13 protein-coding genes are annotated in these 13,332 nt (G+C 72.5%); 4 read left to right on the top strand and 9 right to left on the bottom strand.

Features of this window, described 5'->3' with window-relative positions; all coding sequences use genetic code 11:
* The first annotated feature begins 38 nt into the window (after positions 1-38).
* The 3 genes from ACIOD2_RS44750 (at position 39) to ACIOD2_RS44740 (ending at position 2,082) form a co-directional block, all read left to right on the top strand.
* The gene (locus tag ACIOD2_RS44750) at positions 39-542 is read left to right on the top strand and encodes a polyketide cyclase (RefSeq protein ID WP_400551684.1); all 504 of its coding nucleotides are present in this window, start codon (positions 39-41) and stop codon (positions 540-542) included.
* Positions 539-820 carry a hypothetical protein gene (locus ACIOD2_RS44745; RefSeq protein WP_400551683.1) on the top strand — a complete coding sequence of 94 codons (282 nt, stop codon included), beginning with the start codon at positions 539-541 and terminating at the stop codon, positions 818-820. Before ACIOD2_RS44750 ends, ACIOD2_RS44745 begins: the two co-directional genes overlap by 4 nt.
* A 113-nt stretch (positions 821-933) precedes the next feature.
* Positions 934-2,082, top strand: a complete 1,149-nt coding sequence (locus ACIOD2_RS44740) for an MFS transporter (protein ID WP_400551682.1) — start codon at positions 934-936, stop codon at positions 2,080-2,082.
* 47 nt (positions 2,083-2,129) lie between these two features.
* Here ACIOD2_RS44740 and ACIOD2_RS44735 read toward each other — a convergent pair whose 3' ends face one another.
* From ACIOD2_RS44735 to ACIOD2_RS44725, 3 genes are all read right to left on the bottom strand, one after another.
* Complete coding sequence (locus tag ACIOD2_RS44735; RefSeq protein WP_400551681.1) at positions 2,130-4,961, bottom strand: AAA family ATPase; 2,832 nt, start codon at positions 4,959-4,961, stop codon at positions 2,130-2,132.
* A 720-nt stretch (positions 4,962-5,681) separates the two neighbouring features.
* On the bottom strand, positions 5,682-6,383 hold the full coding sequence (locus ACIOD2_RS44730) for a nitroreductase (RefSeq protein ID WP_400551680.1): 702 nt from the start codon (positions 6,381-6,383) through the stop codon (positions 5,682-5,684).
* A complete protein-coding gene (locus ACIOD2_RS44725) occupies positions 6,380-6,889 on the bottom strand; it encodes a DUF4863 family protein (RefSeq protein WP_400551679.1) in 510 nt (169 codons plus the stop codon). The genes ACIOD2_RS44730 and ACIOD2_RS44725 overlap by 4 nt, the downstream gene beginning before the upstream one ends.
* 111 nt (positions 6,890-7,000) lie before the next feature.
* Between ACIOD2_RS44725 and ACIOD2_RS44720 the strand changes: the two genes are divergently transcribed.
* A complete protein-coding gene (locus ACIOD2_RS44720) occupies positions 7,001-7,645 on the top strand; it encodes a TetR/AcrR family transcriptional regulator (protein WP_400551678.1) in 645 nt (214 codons plus the stop codon).
* On the opposite strand, the gene ACIOD2_RS44715 is transcribed toward ACIOD2_RS44720, so the two are convergent.
* The 6 genes from ACIOD2_RS44715 to ACIOD2_RS44690 all read right to left on the bottom strand — a co-directional run bounded on the left by ACIOD2_RS44715 (position 7,635) and on the right by ACIOD2_RS44690 (position 13,267).
* On the bottom strand, positions 7,635-8,552 hold the full coding sequence (locus ACIOD2_RS44715) for an NADP-dependent oxidoreductase (RefSeq protein ID WP_400551677.1): 918 nt from the start codon (positions 8,550-8,552) through the stop codon (positions 7,635-7,637). The two genes, ACIOD2_RS44720 and ACIOD2_RS44715, sit on opposite strands and share 11 nt — an antisense overlap.
* A gap of 55 nt (positions 8,553-8,607) precedes the next feature.
* On the bottom strand, positions 8,608-9,246 hold the full coding sequence (locus ACIOD2_RS44710; RefSeq protein ID WP_400551676.1) for an HD domain-containing protein: 639 nt from the start codon (positions 9,244-9,246) through the stop codon (positions 8,608-8,610).
* A 113-nt stretch (positions 9,247-9,359) separates the two neighbouring features.
* On the bottom strand, positions 9,360-9,683 hold the full coding sequence (locus ACIOD2_RS44705; RefSeq protein WP_400551675.1) for a DUF4387 domain-containing protein: 324 nt from the start codon (positions 9,681-9,683) through the stop codon (positions 9,360-9,362).
* Complete coding sequence (locus ACIOD2_RS44700; RefSeq protein ID WP_400551674.1) at positions 9,676-11,040, bottom strand: acyclic terpene utilization AtuA family protein; 1,365 nt, start codon at positions 11,038-11,040, stop codon at positions 9,676-9,678. Before ACIOD2_RS44700 ends, ACIOD2_RS44705 begins: the two co-directional genes overlap by 8 nt.
* A 14-nt stretch (positions 11,041-11,054) precedes the next feature.
* Positions 11,055-12,002: a phosphoglycerate dehydrogenase gene (locus ACIOD2_RS44695; RefSeq protein ID WP_400551673.1), complete on the bottom strand. Its 948-nt coding sequence runs from the start codon at positions 12,000-12,002 to the stop codon at positions 11,055-11,057.
* Positions 11,999-13,267, bottom strand: coding sequence for an MFS transporter (locus ACIOD2_RS44690; RefSeq protein ID WP_400551672.1), 1,269 nt, complete (start codon positions 13,265-13,267; stop codon positions 11,999-12,001). Before ACIOD2_RS44690 ends, ACIOD2_RS44695 begins: the two co-directional genes overlap by 4 nt.
* Positions 13,268-13,332: the final 65 nt, after the last annotated feature.

Raw genomic sequence — 13,332 nt, 5'->3', positions numbered from 1 at the left:
GCCCGAACGCGGGCCCCCGGGACGACGAGGAGCGGGCCGTGAACCCGGAGACCGTGAGCGCCACCCTGACCATCACCGTGCCCGTCACCAGGGTGTTCGAGGTGCTGGCCGACCCGGCGGCCCACAGCGCGATCGACGGCACCGGCTGGGTCCAGCAGGCCCCCGACCGGGCGCCGCTGACCGAGGTGGGCCAGCTCTTCCGGATGGACATGCACCACGCCGACCACCCCGACGGCGACTACCAGGTCGTCAACAAAGTGCACGTGTTCGAGGCGCCGCGGGCCATCGCCTGGCTCACCGGGTCCGCCCAGGGTGGCGGTGAGCCGGAGTTCGGCGGCTGGATCTGGCGCTACGACCTCCGGCCGCTCGGCCCGTCCGCGACCGAGGTCACCCACACCTACGACTGGTCGCAGGTGCCGCAGTTCGTCCGTGAGCGCGGCATCCGGTTCCCGCCGTTCGGCCCCGGCCACCTCGAGAACTCGCTGCGCCACCTCGCCGAGCTGGCCGCCCGCCCGATCGGCCGCACCGAGGGAGCTGCTTGATCGCCACCAGCACCTTCGACGGCTTCGGCACCCACGAGGTCCGCGGCCCGTGGGTCACCCGGGTGCGGGACCTGCCGGCGACGGTGGTGCCGTTGCGCTCCCACGGCCGCCTGTCACCGAACCGGGCGCTCCCGGCCGCCGGCTTCGACCTCGGACCGCTCGATCGCCGGACCCTCCAGGAGCCGGTCCGCCGGCACGCCCGAGGCCGCCGCCGGGCCCGTCCGGCCGTGCCGATGCATGCCCGTTCGCCGGGGTACCAGGGCGAACATATCCCTTGAGCTGCAAGAAAACTTCGTACATCCGTCAGCTGACGGATGTCTGGCACGGCCCCATCGCGAAGCATGATTCCACGGGGCTCTGCCGCTCCGGACCTCGGTGCCGAGGAGGAGCGATGTACCGTGCTACGTCCGTCTCGACAGCAGTGATCTTCATCTTGGCCCTCAATCTCCGGCCGGCCGTCACGAGCCTGGGCGCCGCTCTTCCCGATATCTCCGTTGCCGGTTCGCTGGTCGCCGCGATCCTCGTCGCCCTGCCCCTGTGGGCGATCGGCCTCGGCGGCTGGGCGACCCCGTGGCTGTGCGGGCGGGTGGGGACCCACCGGACCGTCACCGTGTCCCTCGCCGGGCTGGCGGTGTCGCTGTTCGGGCGCGTGCTCGGGGGGCCGATCCCGCTGCTGGCCGGGACGACGCTGGCCTGCCTGTCCATCGCGGTCCTCGGCACCATGCTTCCCCTTCTGGCCCACGGCTCCTCCGCCTACCCCCTCGGGCTCGGCGTGGGCAGCACGGCCGGGGCGCTGATCACGCCGCTGACGGTGATGTCGTCGTCGTGGCGGGTCGGCTTGGGCGTCTGGGTCGTCGTGGCCCTGCTGGCCGAGCAGGTCTGGCGGCGCACGCCCGGCGAGTTCCTCGCCCCGCGCATAGCGGGCAAGCCGGTGCGGGCGACCGCGCTGACCATCCACTTCGGACTCATCTCGACGGTGACGTTCCTCGTCATGGGCTGGCTGCCCGGAATCCTGCGCAGCGCGGGGGTCTCCCCGACGGTCGCGGGCGCGTGCCTCGCGTTGTCCATGGCGATGGGACTGCCGATGATGTGGCTGGTCCCCGGCTGGACGCGCCGGTGGCACAACCAGACGCTGCTCGTCGTCGTCCTCGCCGTCCCCAACGTCGTCGGCGTCGCCGGGCTGCTGCTCGCCCCGGCCGCCGCACCCTGGGTCTGGGCCGGTGCCACCGGCATGGGCATGGGCTCGCTCGCCTTCGTCCTCACCACCATTTCCTTGCGCAGCAAGGACAGTTCGCTCTCGCTGTCCGCCGTGGTCCAGGGCGTGGGCTACGTGGTCGCCGGGTTCGGCGTGCTGGCGTGTGGCTGGCTGCACACCCGCACCGGGTCCTGGGAGGTGCCGCTGCTGCTGGTCCTGGCGATCCTGCTCGGCCAGGTGATCAGCGGCCACGTCACCGTGTCGCACCGGCGGCCGGCGGCACCCGCGATCCCCCGCTGGACCGCTCTGCTCCGCCAGCCGGAGGCACCCGAGGTCAGCGCTTGACCCGCATCCTGCTTCGAACACTCGGGCTGGGCGGCCGGTGCGGCCGCTCAGCCCGAGGCGGGCTGGTGGCGGGCGGCTTCCCGGGCGATGTCGATCCGCGAGCTCACCCCGAGCTTGGTCAGGATGTGCGAAACGTGCGTGCCGACGGTGCGCGGGGACAGGTACAGCCGGGCCGCGATCTGCGGGTTCGACAGCCCTTCGACGACGAGGGCGGCTATCTTGCCCTCCGTCGGGGTCAGGCTGTCCCAGCCGTGGGTGGTCTGACGGTGCTTGACCGTCGGGCCACGCCGGATGCCGAACGCCCGGAACCGCGCACGCAGCCGGACCACGTCCCACTGCGCGCCCAGCTCCGTGTAGAGGTCCAGAGCGTGGGTGAAGGCGGCCCGGGCCGAGCCGCGGTCGTCGGCCGGGCCCTCGGCGAACGCGGTCGCTGCGGCTTCCAGGGCCTTGGCCCGGGAGAGCGGACGACTCGCGTCACGGTAGCCGTCGGCGGCTCGCAGCAACGCTGTCGCGTCCCGGTCGAGCAGGCCGGTGCAGTACTGCGCCAGCGCGAGCCGGTGCGGGACGGTGGATTCGGCGGCGATCGCGCGGACCCGGGCCCCGATCGCCTCGGCGGCCCGCTCGTCGTTGTTCGCCACGGCCAGCCGGGCGGCGTCCCCGAGCAGGTCCTCCCCCGCGTCTTCGCCGTTCAGCCCTTCGAGCAGCGTGGCCAGCGCCTCGTCCGGCGCGCCGGCGTACTCGAAGGCGAGGCTGCGGGCGCGCACCAGCAGTTCGACGACCTGGTCGCCGATGCGTTCCGAGTACGCCGCCGCGACGTCGACGTGCCACTGGGCCGCGGCCGCCTCGCCGCGGTGGAAGTGGATGATCGCGGCGACCCCGTGGTCGCAGCACACCACGCTCGGGTCCTTGCGGTCGTCCGGGATGACGTCCACCTCGGCGAGCGCGTCGTCCCACCGGCCGGCGCCGAGCAGCAGCTGCCCGAGCGCGCTCTGGACCTGGGTCAGCCGCACGGCGCTGCCGGTGCGGTCGGCCAGGTCACGGGCCTGCCCGGCCGCGGCGAGCGCGTCGGTGTAGCGGTTGAGCGCGCCGTAGGTGACCGACTGGTTGATGCGCAGCCGCAGGGTGAGGTCGATCAGCGCGGGGTCGCCCCGCACGATGACGATGGCGCGCTCGAACAGCGGCAGCGCCTCGGTCCACTCGCCCCGCGTCATCGCGACCATGCTCAGCACGTACAGCGCCCACCCGGTCGTCCAGCGGTCTTCGACCTCGCCGAGCTCTTCGAGCGCCTGGGTGGCCACGCGGTCCGCGATGTCCACCTCGCCGAGCTCCCGCTGGGCACGCGCGATGAGCACCAGCAACCGGACCCGGTGCCGGGTCTGCAGCCCCGGCTGCTTCACGGCGTCTTCCAGCACGACGAGGGACTCGGGGAGGCAGCCGGTCAGCGCGCGGCACTGGAGGACCGTCGTGTGCAGGTCGATGAGCACGTCGGGGTCGCGGACGCGGTCCAGTGCGCGGCAGGCGATCCGCTCGGCCTGGGCGATGTTGCCCACCCCGAAGTACGCGTCGGCCAGCCGGCAGGCCAGCGCGCCCGTCACGGCGTCGTCGAGCGGAGCGTCGCGCACCGCGCGCCGCAGCAGCGCGACCGCGGCCGCCGGTGCCTGGCCGATCAGCGACGTGGCCACGTCGAGCAGCCACCGCACGGCCCAGGGCGGCACCGGCAACCGGCTGTCCGTTGTGGACACCATGGGCAGCAGCTGCCGCGCGACCCGGTCGACCGGCGCGCTCGCCTCGGCCAGCGCCCACGCCGCGGACTGGTGCCAGGCGATCCGGACCGCCGTCGGCATCTCGTCGTACAACGCCTTGCGGATCAACGGGTGCCGGAACGCCAGGTCGTCGCCGGCCGCCACCAGCACGCCGGCGGCGCGTGCCTCGTCGAGGGCGGGCAGCAGCTCGGCGAGCGAGCAGTTCGTCACCGTCGCGAGGTCCGCGACCGAGAAGCCGTCCCCGAGCAGCGCCGCCGCCCGCAGCACGGTCCGCGCCGCCTCGGACAGGAAGCCCAGCCGGTCCGCGATCGCCTCCGGCAGGGAGTCCGGCGTGGCTCCGCCGGTCAGCTCCACGACGCCCGCGTCGCCGACGTCCAGGCACGAGCTCCGGCTCAGCGCGTCGAGCAGTTCGGTGAGGTACAACGGGTTCCCGGCGGCGTCGGCGGCCAGCTGCTCCAGCTCGTCACCCGGTTTGCCGCCGGCCAGCGCGGCCACCAGCTCGAGCACCGCCGGTTCGGCCAGCCGGCCCAGCCGCAGCCGCCCCTCCGGGCCGACGAGCCGGAACAGGGAGCGCAGGTCGTCGCGGCGCGGCACCGGCCGGGTCACCCCGATCAGCAGCAGCGGGAGCTGCCGGACGGAGCGGACGAGCCGGCTCCACACCGCCACCGTGGTGCGGTCGGCCCACTGCAGCTCGTCGACGACCAGCACGACCGGCCCGTCGAGGCAGAGCTCCTCCACCAGCACGATCACCTGCTCGGCGGCGGCGGTCGCGAGGTCGGTGCCCTTGCCCGCGGTGGCCCGGCCCCGCAGCAGCTCGGCGATGGCGCCCCGGCGCGGATCCTGCGTGGATGCCGTGATCTGCAACGCGTCCAGCAGCGGCAGCAGCGGCAGTGACTGCCCCAGCTCGTCACCGGCGCCCCAGTACACCTGGCAGCCGGCACCGGCGGCGGCGGCGCACCCGGCCCGGACCAGCGCGGACTTCCCGATGCCCGGCTCGCCGTCCACCAGCACGGCGCGCCCCCGGCCCGCGGCCACGTCGCACACCCAGGCGGCCAGCCGGGACAGCTCACCGTCCCGGCCGACCAGCAGCTCGGTACCGTCCGTGAGCGGTCGCACACGGCGATAATAGAAGCAGGACAGTTTTCAAACAAGAGGGTATGCTCGAAGAGCGCCGGAGTCGCCGCCCCGTTACCCACTCTTACCGGGCGATAAACATCCATTTCCAAAATTGTTCGGAAATGCTGTTCCCGTTTGATTCCGCCGCCCGGCGTTGGTGGATCATTAACCATCCGTTGGCCGCCTCGTGCTCCAGCTCTGCTAAGCTCCTCCGGTCCCGGACCGCCGGTGGCACGAGTTTGACCACCGGTGGAACGACGCCGCCGCACCGGACGCCCGCCGTCGGCGCCGCGGCGATGTTGACCATTTTCGCAGAACACCTCCCGGGCACCCCGCGGCCTTCGCCGCCGACAACGCGATCACCACGTCCGCGCCCGGCGCGGCGGCCGCTCCGGACGAAAGCGGGGTGGACCTCCGTCCCACCCGGTGAAATGGGTGGCGACCGGCAGGCAACCCGAATCCCGTTGCCGTTTCGATACAATTCCCGGCCGCGCCCGTCACCCGTCCGTGCACTGATCCATTCGAGGATTTCGACCGCGTATCCGTGGTCGTTTGCCGGTGCCCCCACGAATACCCCCGGGATCGGCACCGCCCGGTCCGGGGACCGCACCGGTGACCGTCCGCGATCCCGAACAGGTGGCGTCCACCTGGGTGACACCACGGGAAAGGGAAACAGCACGGGCACCCGTGATCGAATGACCGGGAGCGCTGTTCAATGGCTCAGCCGGATCGATTTCCGGTGCCGTCGTAGAAAGCCGTGAACGTCGAAACCGGCTCACGGGTGGTGCGATGGGCGCCGAGCGGGTGCTCGTCGTCGGCGTGACCGAGGGCGATCCCGCAGACGACAACGTGGTCACCGGGCACCCGCACGTGCCGCCGCAGCACCGGGTGGAAGTCGAGGAACGCCGCCTGCGCGCACGTGTGCAGCCCGGCGCCGCGCGCGGCCAGCATCAGGGCCTGCAGGAACAGGCCCGCGTCGACCAGCGCGCCCTGCCGCGGCCGGCGGCTGACCGTCAGGATCATCCCGACCGGCGCGCCGAAGAAGTCGTAGTTGCGCCGGTGGTGGCCGCGGCGGCCGTCGGCGTCGTCGGCCGCGATGCCCAGCGCGTCCCCGTAGAGCCCTTCGCCGAACCGGCGGCGGCGCGAGCGGAACGGCTCGCACCACTCGTCCGCGCCGGGCTGGTAGGCGAACTCCCCCGCCGCCCGGGCGCCCTCGTCGTGCGCGCACAGCAGGTCCGCGGTCAGCGCCCGCTTCGCCGCCCCGGTCAGCACGTGCACCTGCCAGGGCTGGCTGTTGGAGTTGCTTGCCGACCGGGCCGCCAACGCGAGCAGCCGCTCGACTTCCGCCCGCGGCACCGGGTCCGGCCGGAACGCCCGGCAGCTGCGGCGGCTGAGCAGGGCGTCTTCGACGGTGGCGCTCACTCGGCGGGCGGGGTGATGTCGTAGGAGATCCGGCCGGCGGGCAGGAAGAACAGCGCGATCAGGGCGCCGCCCTTGACCTCCGGGTAGTGGTGGCTGCCGGGCCCCGGCGCGGTCCAGCCCGGCCCGCTCCAGCCGCGCGGGCCCCGCAGCTTCGCGCCGGGATCCAGCGGCACCACGAGGTTGAGCTCGCCGTAGGGGTGCTGGTGGTACTGCCCGCGGTAGGGCTCGACGCTGTCCATGTAGACGGCGGTGACGCTGAAGTAGTTGAGGACGTCGCGGGGTTCGGCGATCCGGCTGCGCCGGTACTTCGGGCCGTCGACCTCGATGTTCGCCGCCCAGCCCTCCCGGACGCCGTCGGTGATCATCCGCGCCAGGTCGTCGTACAGCGGGCTGCCGGGCCCGTGGTGCTCGTTGAGCCAGGTCTCCAGCTCCCCGCCGGCGGTCCGGTTCTTGACGGTGTCGAGGAACGGGACGCTCCGGTCGATCAGCTCCTGGGTGGTGGTCATCCTCGGGCTCCTTCCGCAGGTGGTCCATCCGACGGTAAGGCGAGGTTTCGTTACAGTCAAGTATCGTAACTTAACAGTCATCGGCTGTAACGCATCGGCTAGGCTCCAGCCATGGCGCCAGCACGCGAAGAAGCCGAGGCCCGCCCGGGCGGACGTCCCCGCGACTCCGCCCTCGACGAAGCGATCATCCTGGCCACGCGGGCGCGGCTCGTCCGCGACGGCTACTCGCTCATGACCATCGGCGACATCGCCACGGACGCCAAGGTCAGCCGCCCGACCCTCTACCGGCGCTGGAGCACGAAGTTCGATCTGGTCGTCGACGCGCTGGACTACGGCTTCCGGCGGCAGCGGGACGCCTACACCGTGGACCTGGGCAGCATGGAGCCGCGCGAGGCGCTCGTCGAGGCCGTCCGCCGCCTGGACCCCGCCTACTTCAACCCGGACGCGATGGTGCTCATGGGCAACTTCGCCGGCGAGGCGATCCGCACGCCGGAGCTGCTCGGGATCCTCCGCGAGCACGCCGTCGAACCCCGGGTCGGCCTGGTCGAGAACGTGCTGACGCGGCTGCAGGAAGCCGGCGCCGTCCAGGACGGCATCGACAAGCACACCATCGCGACGATGTGCTTCGGCAGCTACTTCGCCGCCTTCTACCGCGGCGAGAGCCGGGACGACATCCCCGAGGCGGTCGTTTCGGTGCTGTGGCCGGCGATCAGTGTGCGGAAGGCGCCTCGCAAGCGCGCCCGCGCTACTTCGTGACCTGGATGATCGTCTTGCCGGGCTGACGTTTGCGCCGGCTGAACGCCTCGGCCGCCTCGGTCAGCGGGTGCACTTCGCCGACCAGGGGCTTCAGGCGTCCGTCGCGCACCCGCTGAGCCAGGTCGGCGAGCCGGGCCCGGTCGGGTTCCACCACGAAGAAGACGGCGCGCCCGTCCCGGGGCCGCACCTCGGGCGGCATGGCGATGGTCACGAGGGTGCCGCCGGGGCGCACGAGCGCGGCCGAGCGCGCGAGGACGTCACCGCCGACGACGTCGAGCACCAGGTCGACCTCGCCGGCGTCCTCCACCGGTTCCGCGTCGAGGTCGAGGAACGTGTCGGCGCCGAGGCCGAGCGCGACGTCGCGGTCGCGGGCCCGGCCGGTGCCGATCACCCGGGCCCCGGCTTCCCGGGCGAGCTGGACGGCGATCGACCCGACCCCGCCGGCCGCGCCGTGGATCAGCACGGTCTGGCCGGTGACCAGCCCGCCGTGGTCGAACAACCCTTGCCACGCCGTGAGTCCCGAGATCGGCAGCGCGGCGGCGACGGTGTGGTCGATGTCGGCGGCGAGCGGCGCGAGGTTGCGCGCCTCCACGGCGGTGTACTCGGCCAGGGTGCCGTCGCGGGTCCAGTCGGCGAGGCCGAACACCCGCTGGCCGACGGTGAGCCCGGTGGTGCCGTAACCGAGCTCGGCGACCACGCCGGACAGCTCGTGCCCGGGCACGCTGGGCGTGCGGTCGCGCCCGGCCCGGTCGGTCCAGGTGGCGGGCCAGGTGAGCTCGCCGGGGGTGAACCCGGCGGCGTGCACCCGCACGACGACGTCGTTCTCGGCGGCGTGCGGGTGGGGCAGGTCGGTCAGGGTGAACCCGCCGACCCCGGCGTCACGGTCCCGTACGGTGATGGCTTGCACAGCGCGCTTCCTTTCGCGGCTCGGGAGTCACGTCGTTCATCCTGGCCCGGACGGCTCAGCTCGGCCAGGCCGAGCCGGTGATGCGCTCGACGGTGGTCGTGCGGCGGAAACCGGGGAGGAAGTGCTCCAGGACGTCGGAGTTCACCGTCCCGTTCGTGGTCTCCGGGCGGTGCTTGAGCCCGTCGAAGTAGGCGTGCAGGAACTCGTTCTTGAACTCGCCCCGCGGGTGCACCGCGACGATCTCCCCCACCTGCTCGGTGTCCAGCTCGCCCAGGCCGAAGCCGAGCACGTCGGTCAGCACGCCGAAGTGGATGGCGGCGATCTCCGGGCCCATGCGGCCCGGGATGCCCGGTGTCGTGTGCAGGGCGATCGCCGTCCAGACGGTGTCGGCGGCCGCGGCGGAGAAGCCGCGCTCGAGCAGGAACCTGCGCCCGTGGTCGGCGCCGTCGACCTCGAACCGCTGCTCCGCCGCGGAAAACGGCGTCACGAGACCGGCGTCGTGGAACATCGCGGCCAGGTAGAGCAGTTCGGCGTCCGGTGTCACCCCGAGCCGGGCGGCGTGGATCCGGCTGAAGAAGTAGACGCGGCGGGAGTGGTGGTAGAGCAGCGGGCTGGTCGTCTCCTGGACGATCCGGGTCGCTTCGGCGACCGCCGCCGTTTCGGGAACCTCCACACCCGCGATGACCTCTGCCATGACTTCCGCTCTTTCCGCTCGTGGCCGCCGGACGGGCTGACTGACCGTCCGGCTTCCATGGTGCCGCCGGCACCGGCGCGGCGCCGCTGCCACCCGGCCACGAACCCCTCGGATCAGGACACCGGCGGGACCACCAGCCGGGCCAGCGGCACGTGGTGCTGGCCGGCGTGGATGTCGCGGTCCCGCAGGGATCCCTGGCTCACCGGGCGGGGGAACGAGATCTTGACGACGTTGAGCGACGGGATCCGGAAGATCTGGATCGTGCTCTCCTCGACCCGGTACAGCCGGGCGATCACCCGTTCGTTGAGGAACGACTCGTCCGCGGCGATCCGGTAACCCCGGTCGTCACGCATGAACAGCTCCATCGTGACCCAGAACGGGCCCGCGTTCTTGGACCTGACCTCGTGGGCCAGCTCCGCCAAGGTGGTCTCAGGCATGGGTCTTCTCCCCGAACTCGATCCGGAACAGGTCCAGCGGCGCGCAGTCGACGACGTGGTTGAGCACGAACTCGTAGGCCGCGCCGCGCTCGACCTCGGCCGGCGAGGACGCGAACGCGAAGCTCGGCAGGTAGTCCATCGCCATCGTCGGCAGGTGCAGCATCAGCGGGTTGGCGATCTTGGCCACGGCCGTGGCGGTCGCCTGGTCGGGTGCGTTGACGAGCAGCATCACGCCGACCTCGCGCGGCGGGCCGCTTTCGGGTTCGAGCTCGCCCAGCACCGCGTTGTGGCCGTAGAGGCGCAGGTCGAACGCGTATTCGTCGGCCGCCAGGCCGAGGGTCTGGGTCACCCGCTGCGTGAGCACCGCGCGCAGCAGGTCCGCCCACGCGTCGATGTCGGCCAGCACCAGCGGGTCCCGGACGCCCGTGAACGACATCGTCTCGTACCCGGTGATCCGCGCGCCCTCCAGCTTGATCGTGTGCTGCTCGGCGACGTGGAACTGCGAGCCTTCGACCCGCACGATCCGGTCGTCGAGGGCGACGTACTTCGCGTCGCGGACGTCGAGGGTGCCGTCGGGCTCCCGCATCTCGAACGGGTTCGCCGTCTCGTAGAGCATGTGGGCGGCGACCAGGATCGGCGTGCACGCCACCGCGGGGTCGAGCGGCTCGATGGTGAAGCCGCCGGCGTCGATCGTGGCGAGGACGCCGCCCGCGCGCGGGTTGCTGGTGCACTGCCCGCCGCACTCGATGATCTTGGCGGCGTGCCACGTCGGCCCGGGCGGCATGCCCTTCATCAGCGGGTAGGCGGCCGCGACCGCGGTGTCGGTGGCGCGGCCGGCGAGCACGACCTGGGCCCCGTCGCGCAACGCCGCGACGATCGGCTCGTGCCCCATCGCGCCGACGATGTGGGTGCAGCTCTCCAGGGTCTCGGCCGCCAGCTCCCCCGACGGGGTCAGCGGATGCACCCGGCCCGCGCCGAGGTGCTCCTTGAGGTCGGCCGCGTCCTGCTCGCTGTAGATCCTCGCGACCTTCAGGTCGAGCCCCTCCTCCGCCATCACCTCGGCGGCGATCCCGGCGACCCAGTCGACGCCGGTGTCGGTCCCGCTCGTGCCGCAGGAGCCCACGACCACCGGGATGCCCGCACCGGCCGCGGCCGTCAGCAGGCTGCGCAGGTCGCGCGCGACGGCCTTCGCCGTCGTCTTGGCCGTCGCGGCACCGAGGTAGTACGGGCCGGAGTCCGTGGAGCCGCCGTCGATGCTGATGACGTCGGCGCCCAGGGCGATGCCGCGCTCGACCGTCGCGTGGTCCCAGCCGGCGCCGAGCATGCCGCTCGGGGCCAGCACGCGCACTGTGTCCATGTCTTTCGGGTCCCTCATTTCTCTCCGTTCACCACGAACCGTGCCCGGCCCGCGAGGGCCGCCACGAGTTCCTCGGCTCCGCGCAGGCCGGCGGCCCGGCGCGCTTCGGCGGTCTGGCCGGCCAGGTGCGAAAACACGACGATTCCGTCGATCCCGCGAAGCGGGCTGTCCGCGGGCAGCGGCTCCTCGCCCACGACGTCCAGCACGGCACCGGAAATCTCGCCGTCCCGTACGGCCGCGGCGAGCGCGTCCTCGTCGACGATCGCGCCCCGGGCGGTGTTGACCAGCAGGGCCGTCGGCTTCATCAGCTGGAACGCCTGGGCGTTCAGCAGGCCGCGAGTCCGTTCGGTGAGCGACGTGTGCACCGAGACATAGTCCGAAGTGGACAGTAGCTCGGGCAGCTCGACGAACCGGACGCCCGGATCACCGGACGGGACGCCGGTGGTGCAGAGCACCGTCATGCCGAAGGCTTGAGCCAGCGGCACCACCGCCCGCGCGGACGCGCCGTAGCCGATGAGACCGAGCGTCGAGCCACGCAGCTCGTGACCGTCCTCGCGCGGCCACTTCCCCTGCGCCACGCCGGAAGCGGACTGCACGAGCCGCCGAGCCCCGGCGAGCAGCAGGCCGAGGGTGTACTCGGCCACGGCGTTGGCGTTGACGCCGGGCAGGTTGCTCACGCTGATCCCCAGCCGGGCCGCGGCGGCGACGTCGATCGAGTCGTAACCCACGCCCGTCCGCACGACGACCCGCAGCCGCGGTGCGCGGGCCAGCACCTCGGCCGTCAGCGGCTCGGTGGCGGCGACCAAGGCCGCGTCGATCCGGTCGAGCGCCGCCACGAGCTGCCCGGGATCACGGCGGCCGAGCAACGGCGCGTGCACCGTTTCCAGCCCGGCGGAGCGCAGGTACTCGTCGACCTCGTCCCCGGGGCGGAGGTAGTCGGTCGTGACCAGGACGCGGTTCACAGCTCGGGCCCGTCGGCGCGGCGTCGGCGCAGCACGGCGACCCGGGCGACCAGCAGAACGGCGACCAGTGTGACGGCCCCGACGTCGAGGAGCATGAACGGCCAGCCCGTCACGTCGACCATGCCGCCGACCAGCGCCGGCCCGACGAACCCGCCGGTCGACCAGCCGACGGTGTAGAGGCCGGTGTAGGTCCCGAGCACGCGGGCCGACGGCGCGAGGTTCCACAGGACGACCGCCATGTTGACCATGAACGCCGCCGCGCCCGCGGCGGCGACGCAGAAGGCGACGACGGTGCCGGCCGGGGTCGCCGCGACGGTCCCGAGCACCATCGCGGCGGCGAACACGACCATCCCGGCCAGGATCACCCGCAGCCGGCCGAAGCGTTCGGCGAGCAGCGCGGCCGGGTAGGCGGCCACGATGAAGGCCACCCCGCTGGGCAGCGACACCCCGCCCGCGTCGCCGCGGGACAGGTGCAGGGCCTCCATGCCGTAGTTGGTGACGAGCGACCGCGAGGCGAACCACGCGCTCCCGAAGGCGAAGACGGCCAGGATGACCAGCAGCCGGCTGCGGTCGGCGTCCCGGACGATGTCCAGCAGCACCTGGCGCATCGGCACGCGAGGTGCCTGGGCCCCGGAGCCCTGACGGTCCTCCTCGAGGGCGGCGAGGTAGGCCGGCGACCGGCTGTCGCGCACCTTCCAGGCGAGCACGGCCACCGACACCAGCATCAGGATCGCCGGGATGACGAACGACAGCTTCGGGAAGTCGTCGATCAGGAAGAGGCTGATCAGCGCCGCGACGATCACCGTGATGCTCGAGGCGACCTTGACCGCGGCGTTGGCCCGGCTGCGCCGCTCGGGGGCGATGAAGTCCGGCAGCAGCGACTCGGCGATCGGCTTGAACGAGTTCGCGACCAGCGCGTAGCCGAACATCGTCAGGATCAGCAGGGGCAGCGAGGCCGCGGCGTGCGGGATGAGGACGAACAGCACCGCCGCCACCGGCATGCCGACCACGAGGTACGGGATGCGCCGGCCCCACGCCGTGCGGGTGCCGTCCGAGCGGTTGCCCATCCACGGCTGGATGAAGATGCCGAGCAGGTTGTCCATCCCCATCAGCGCCCCGATGAGCGCGGCGCTGCCGAGGTGCTCGCGCAGCAGCGGCGGGACCTGCGAGTCGTAGAGGTTCCACGTCGACTCCTGCGCGAAGACCGCGAGAGCCACGAAGAACGTGATGCGGCCCGTCCGCGCGCGGGGCGTGGTCAGTGTCATCGTCGGCACCTTCCCTCCGCCACCGCCCTGGTGGCGACCGCTACCGTACTTTTGCTATAGCAAGA

Origin of the sequence: Amycolatopsis sp. NPDC088138 (assembly GCF_044741685.1) — a bacterium.
In the GTDB taxonomy this organism is placed as follows: Bacteria; Actinomycetota; Actinomycetes; order Mycobacteriales; family Pseudonocardiaceae; genus Amycolatopsis.
The sequence above is the reverse complement of the archived record's forward strand: the minus strand, read 5'-3'. Positions and strand labels throughout refer to the sequence as shown.

Bases quoted from the DNA above. Each gene is read 5' to 3' on its own strand.
- ACIOD2_RS44740 (WP_400551682.1), top strand. From the start codon at position 934: ATGTACCGTGCTACGTCCGTCTCGACAGCAGTGATCTTCATCTTGGCC.
- ACIOD2_RS44725 (WP_400551679.1), bottom strand. From the start codon at position 6,889: ATGACCACCACCCAGGAGCTGATCGACCGGAGCGTCCCGTTCCTCGAC.
- ACIOD2_RS44720 (WP_400551678.1), top strand. From the start codon at position 7,001: ATGGCGCCAGCACGCGAAGAAGCCGAGGCCCGCCCGGGCGGACGTCCC.
- ACIOD2_RS44710 (WP_400551676.1), bottom strand. From the start codon at position 9,246: ATGGCAGAGGTCATCGCGGGTGTGGAGGTTCCCGAAACGGCGGCGGTC.
- ACIOD2_RS44705 (WP_400551675.1), bottom strand. From the start codon at position 9,683: ATGCCTGAGACCACCTTGGCGGAGCTGGCCCACGAGGTCAGGTCCAAG.
- ACIOD2_RS44700 (WP_400551674.1), bottom strand. From the start codon at position 11,040: ATGGACACAGTGCGCGTGCTGGCCCCGAGCGGCATGCTCGGCGCCGGC.
- ACIOD2_RS44690 (WP_400551672.1), bottom strand. From the start codon at position 13,267: ATGACACTGACCACGCCCCGCGCGCGGACGGGCCGCATCACGTTCTTC.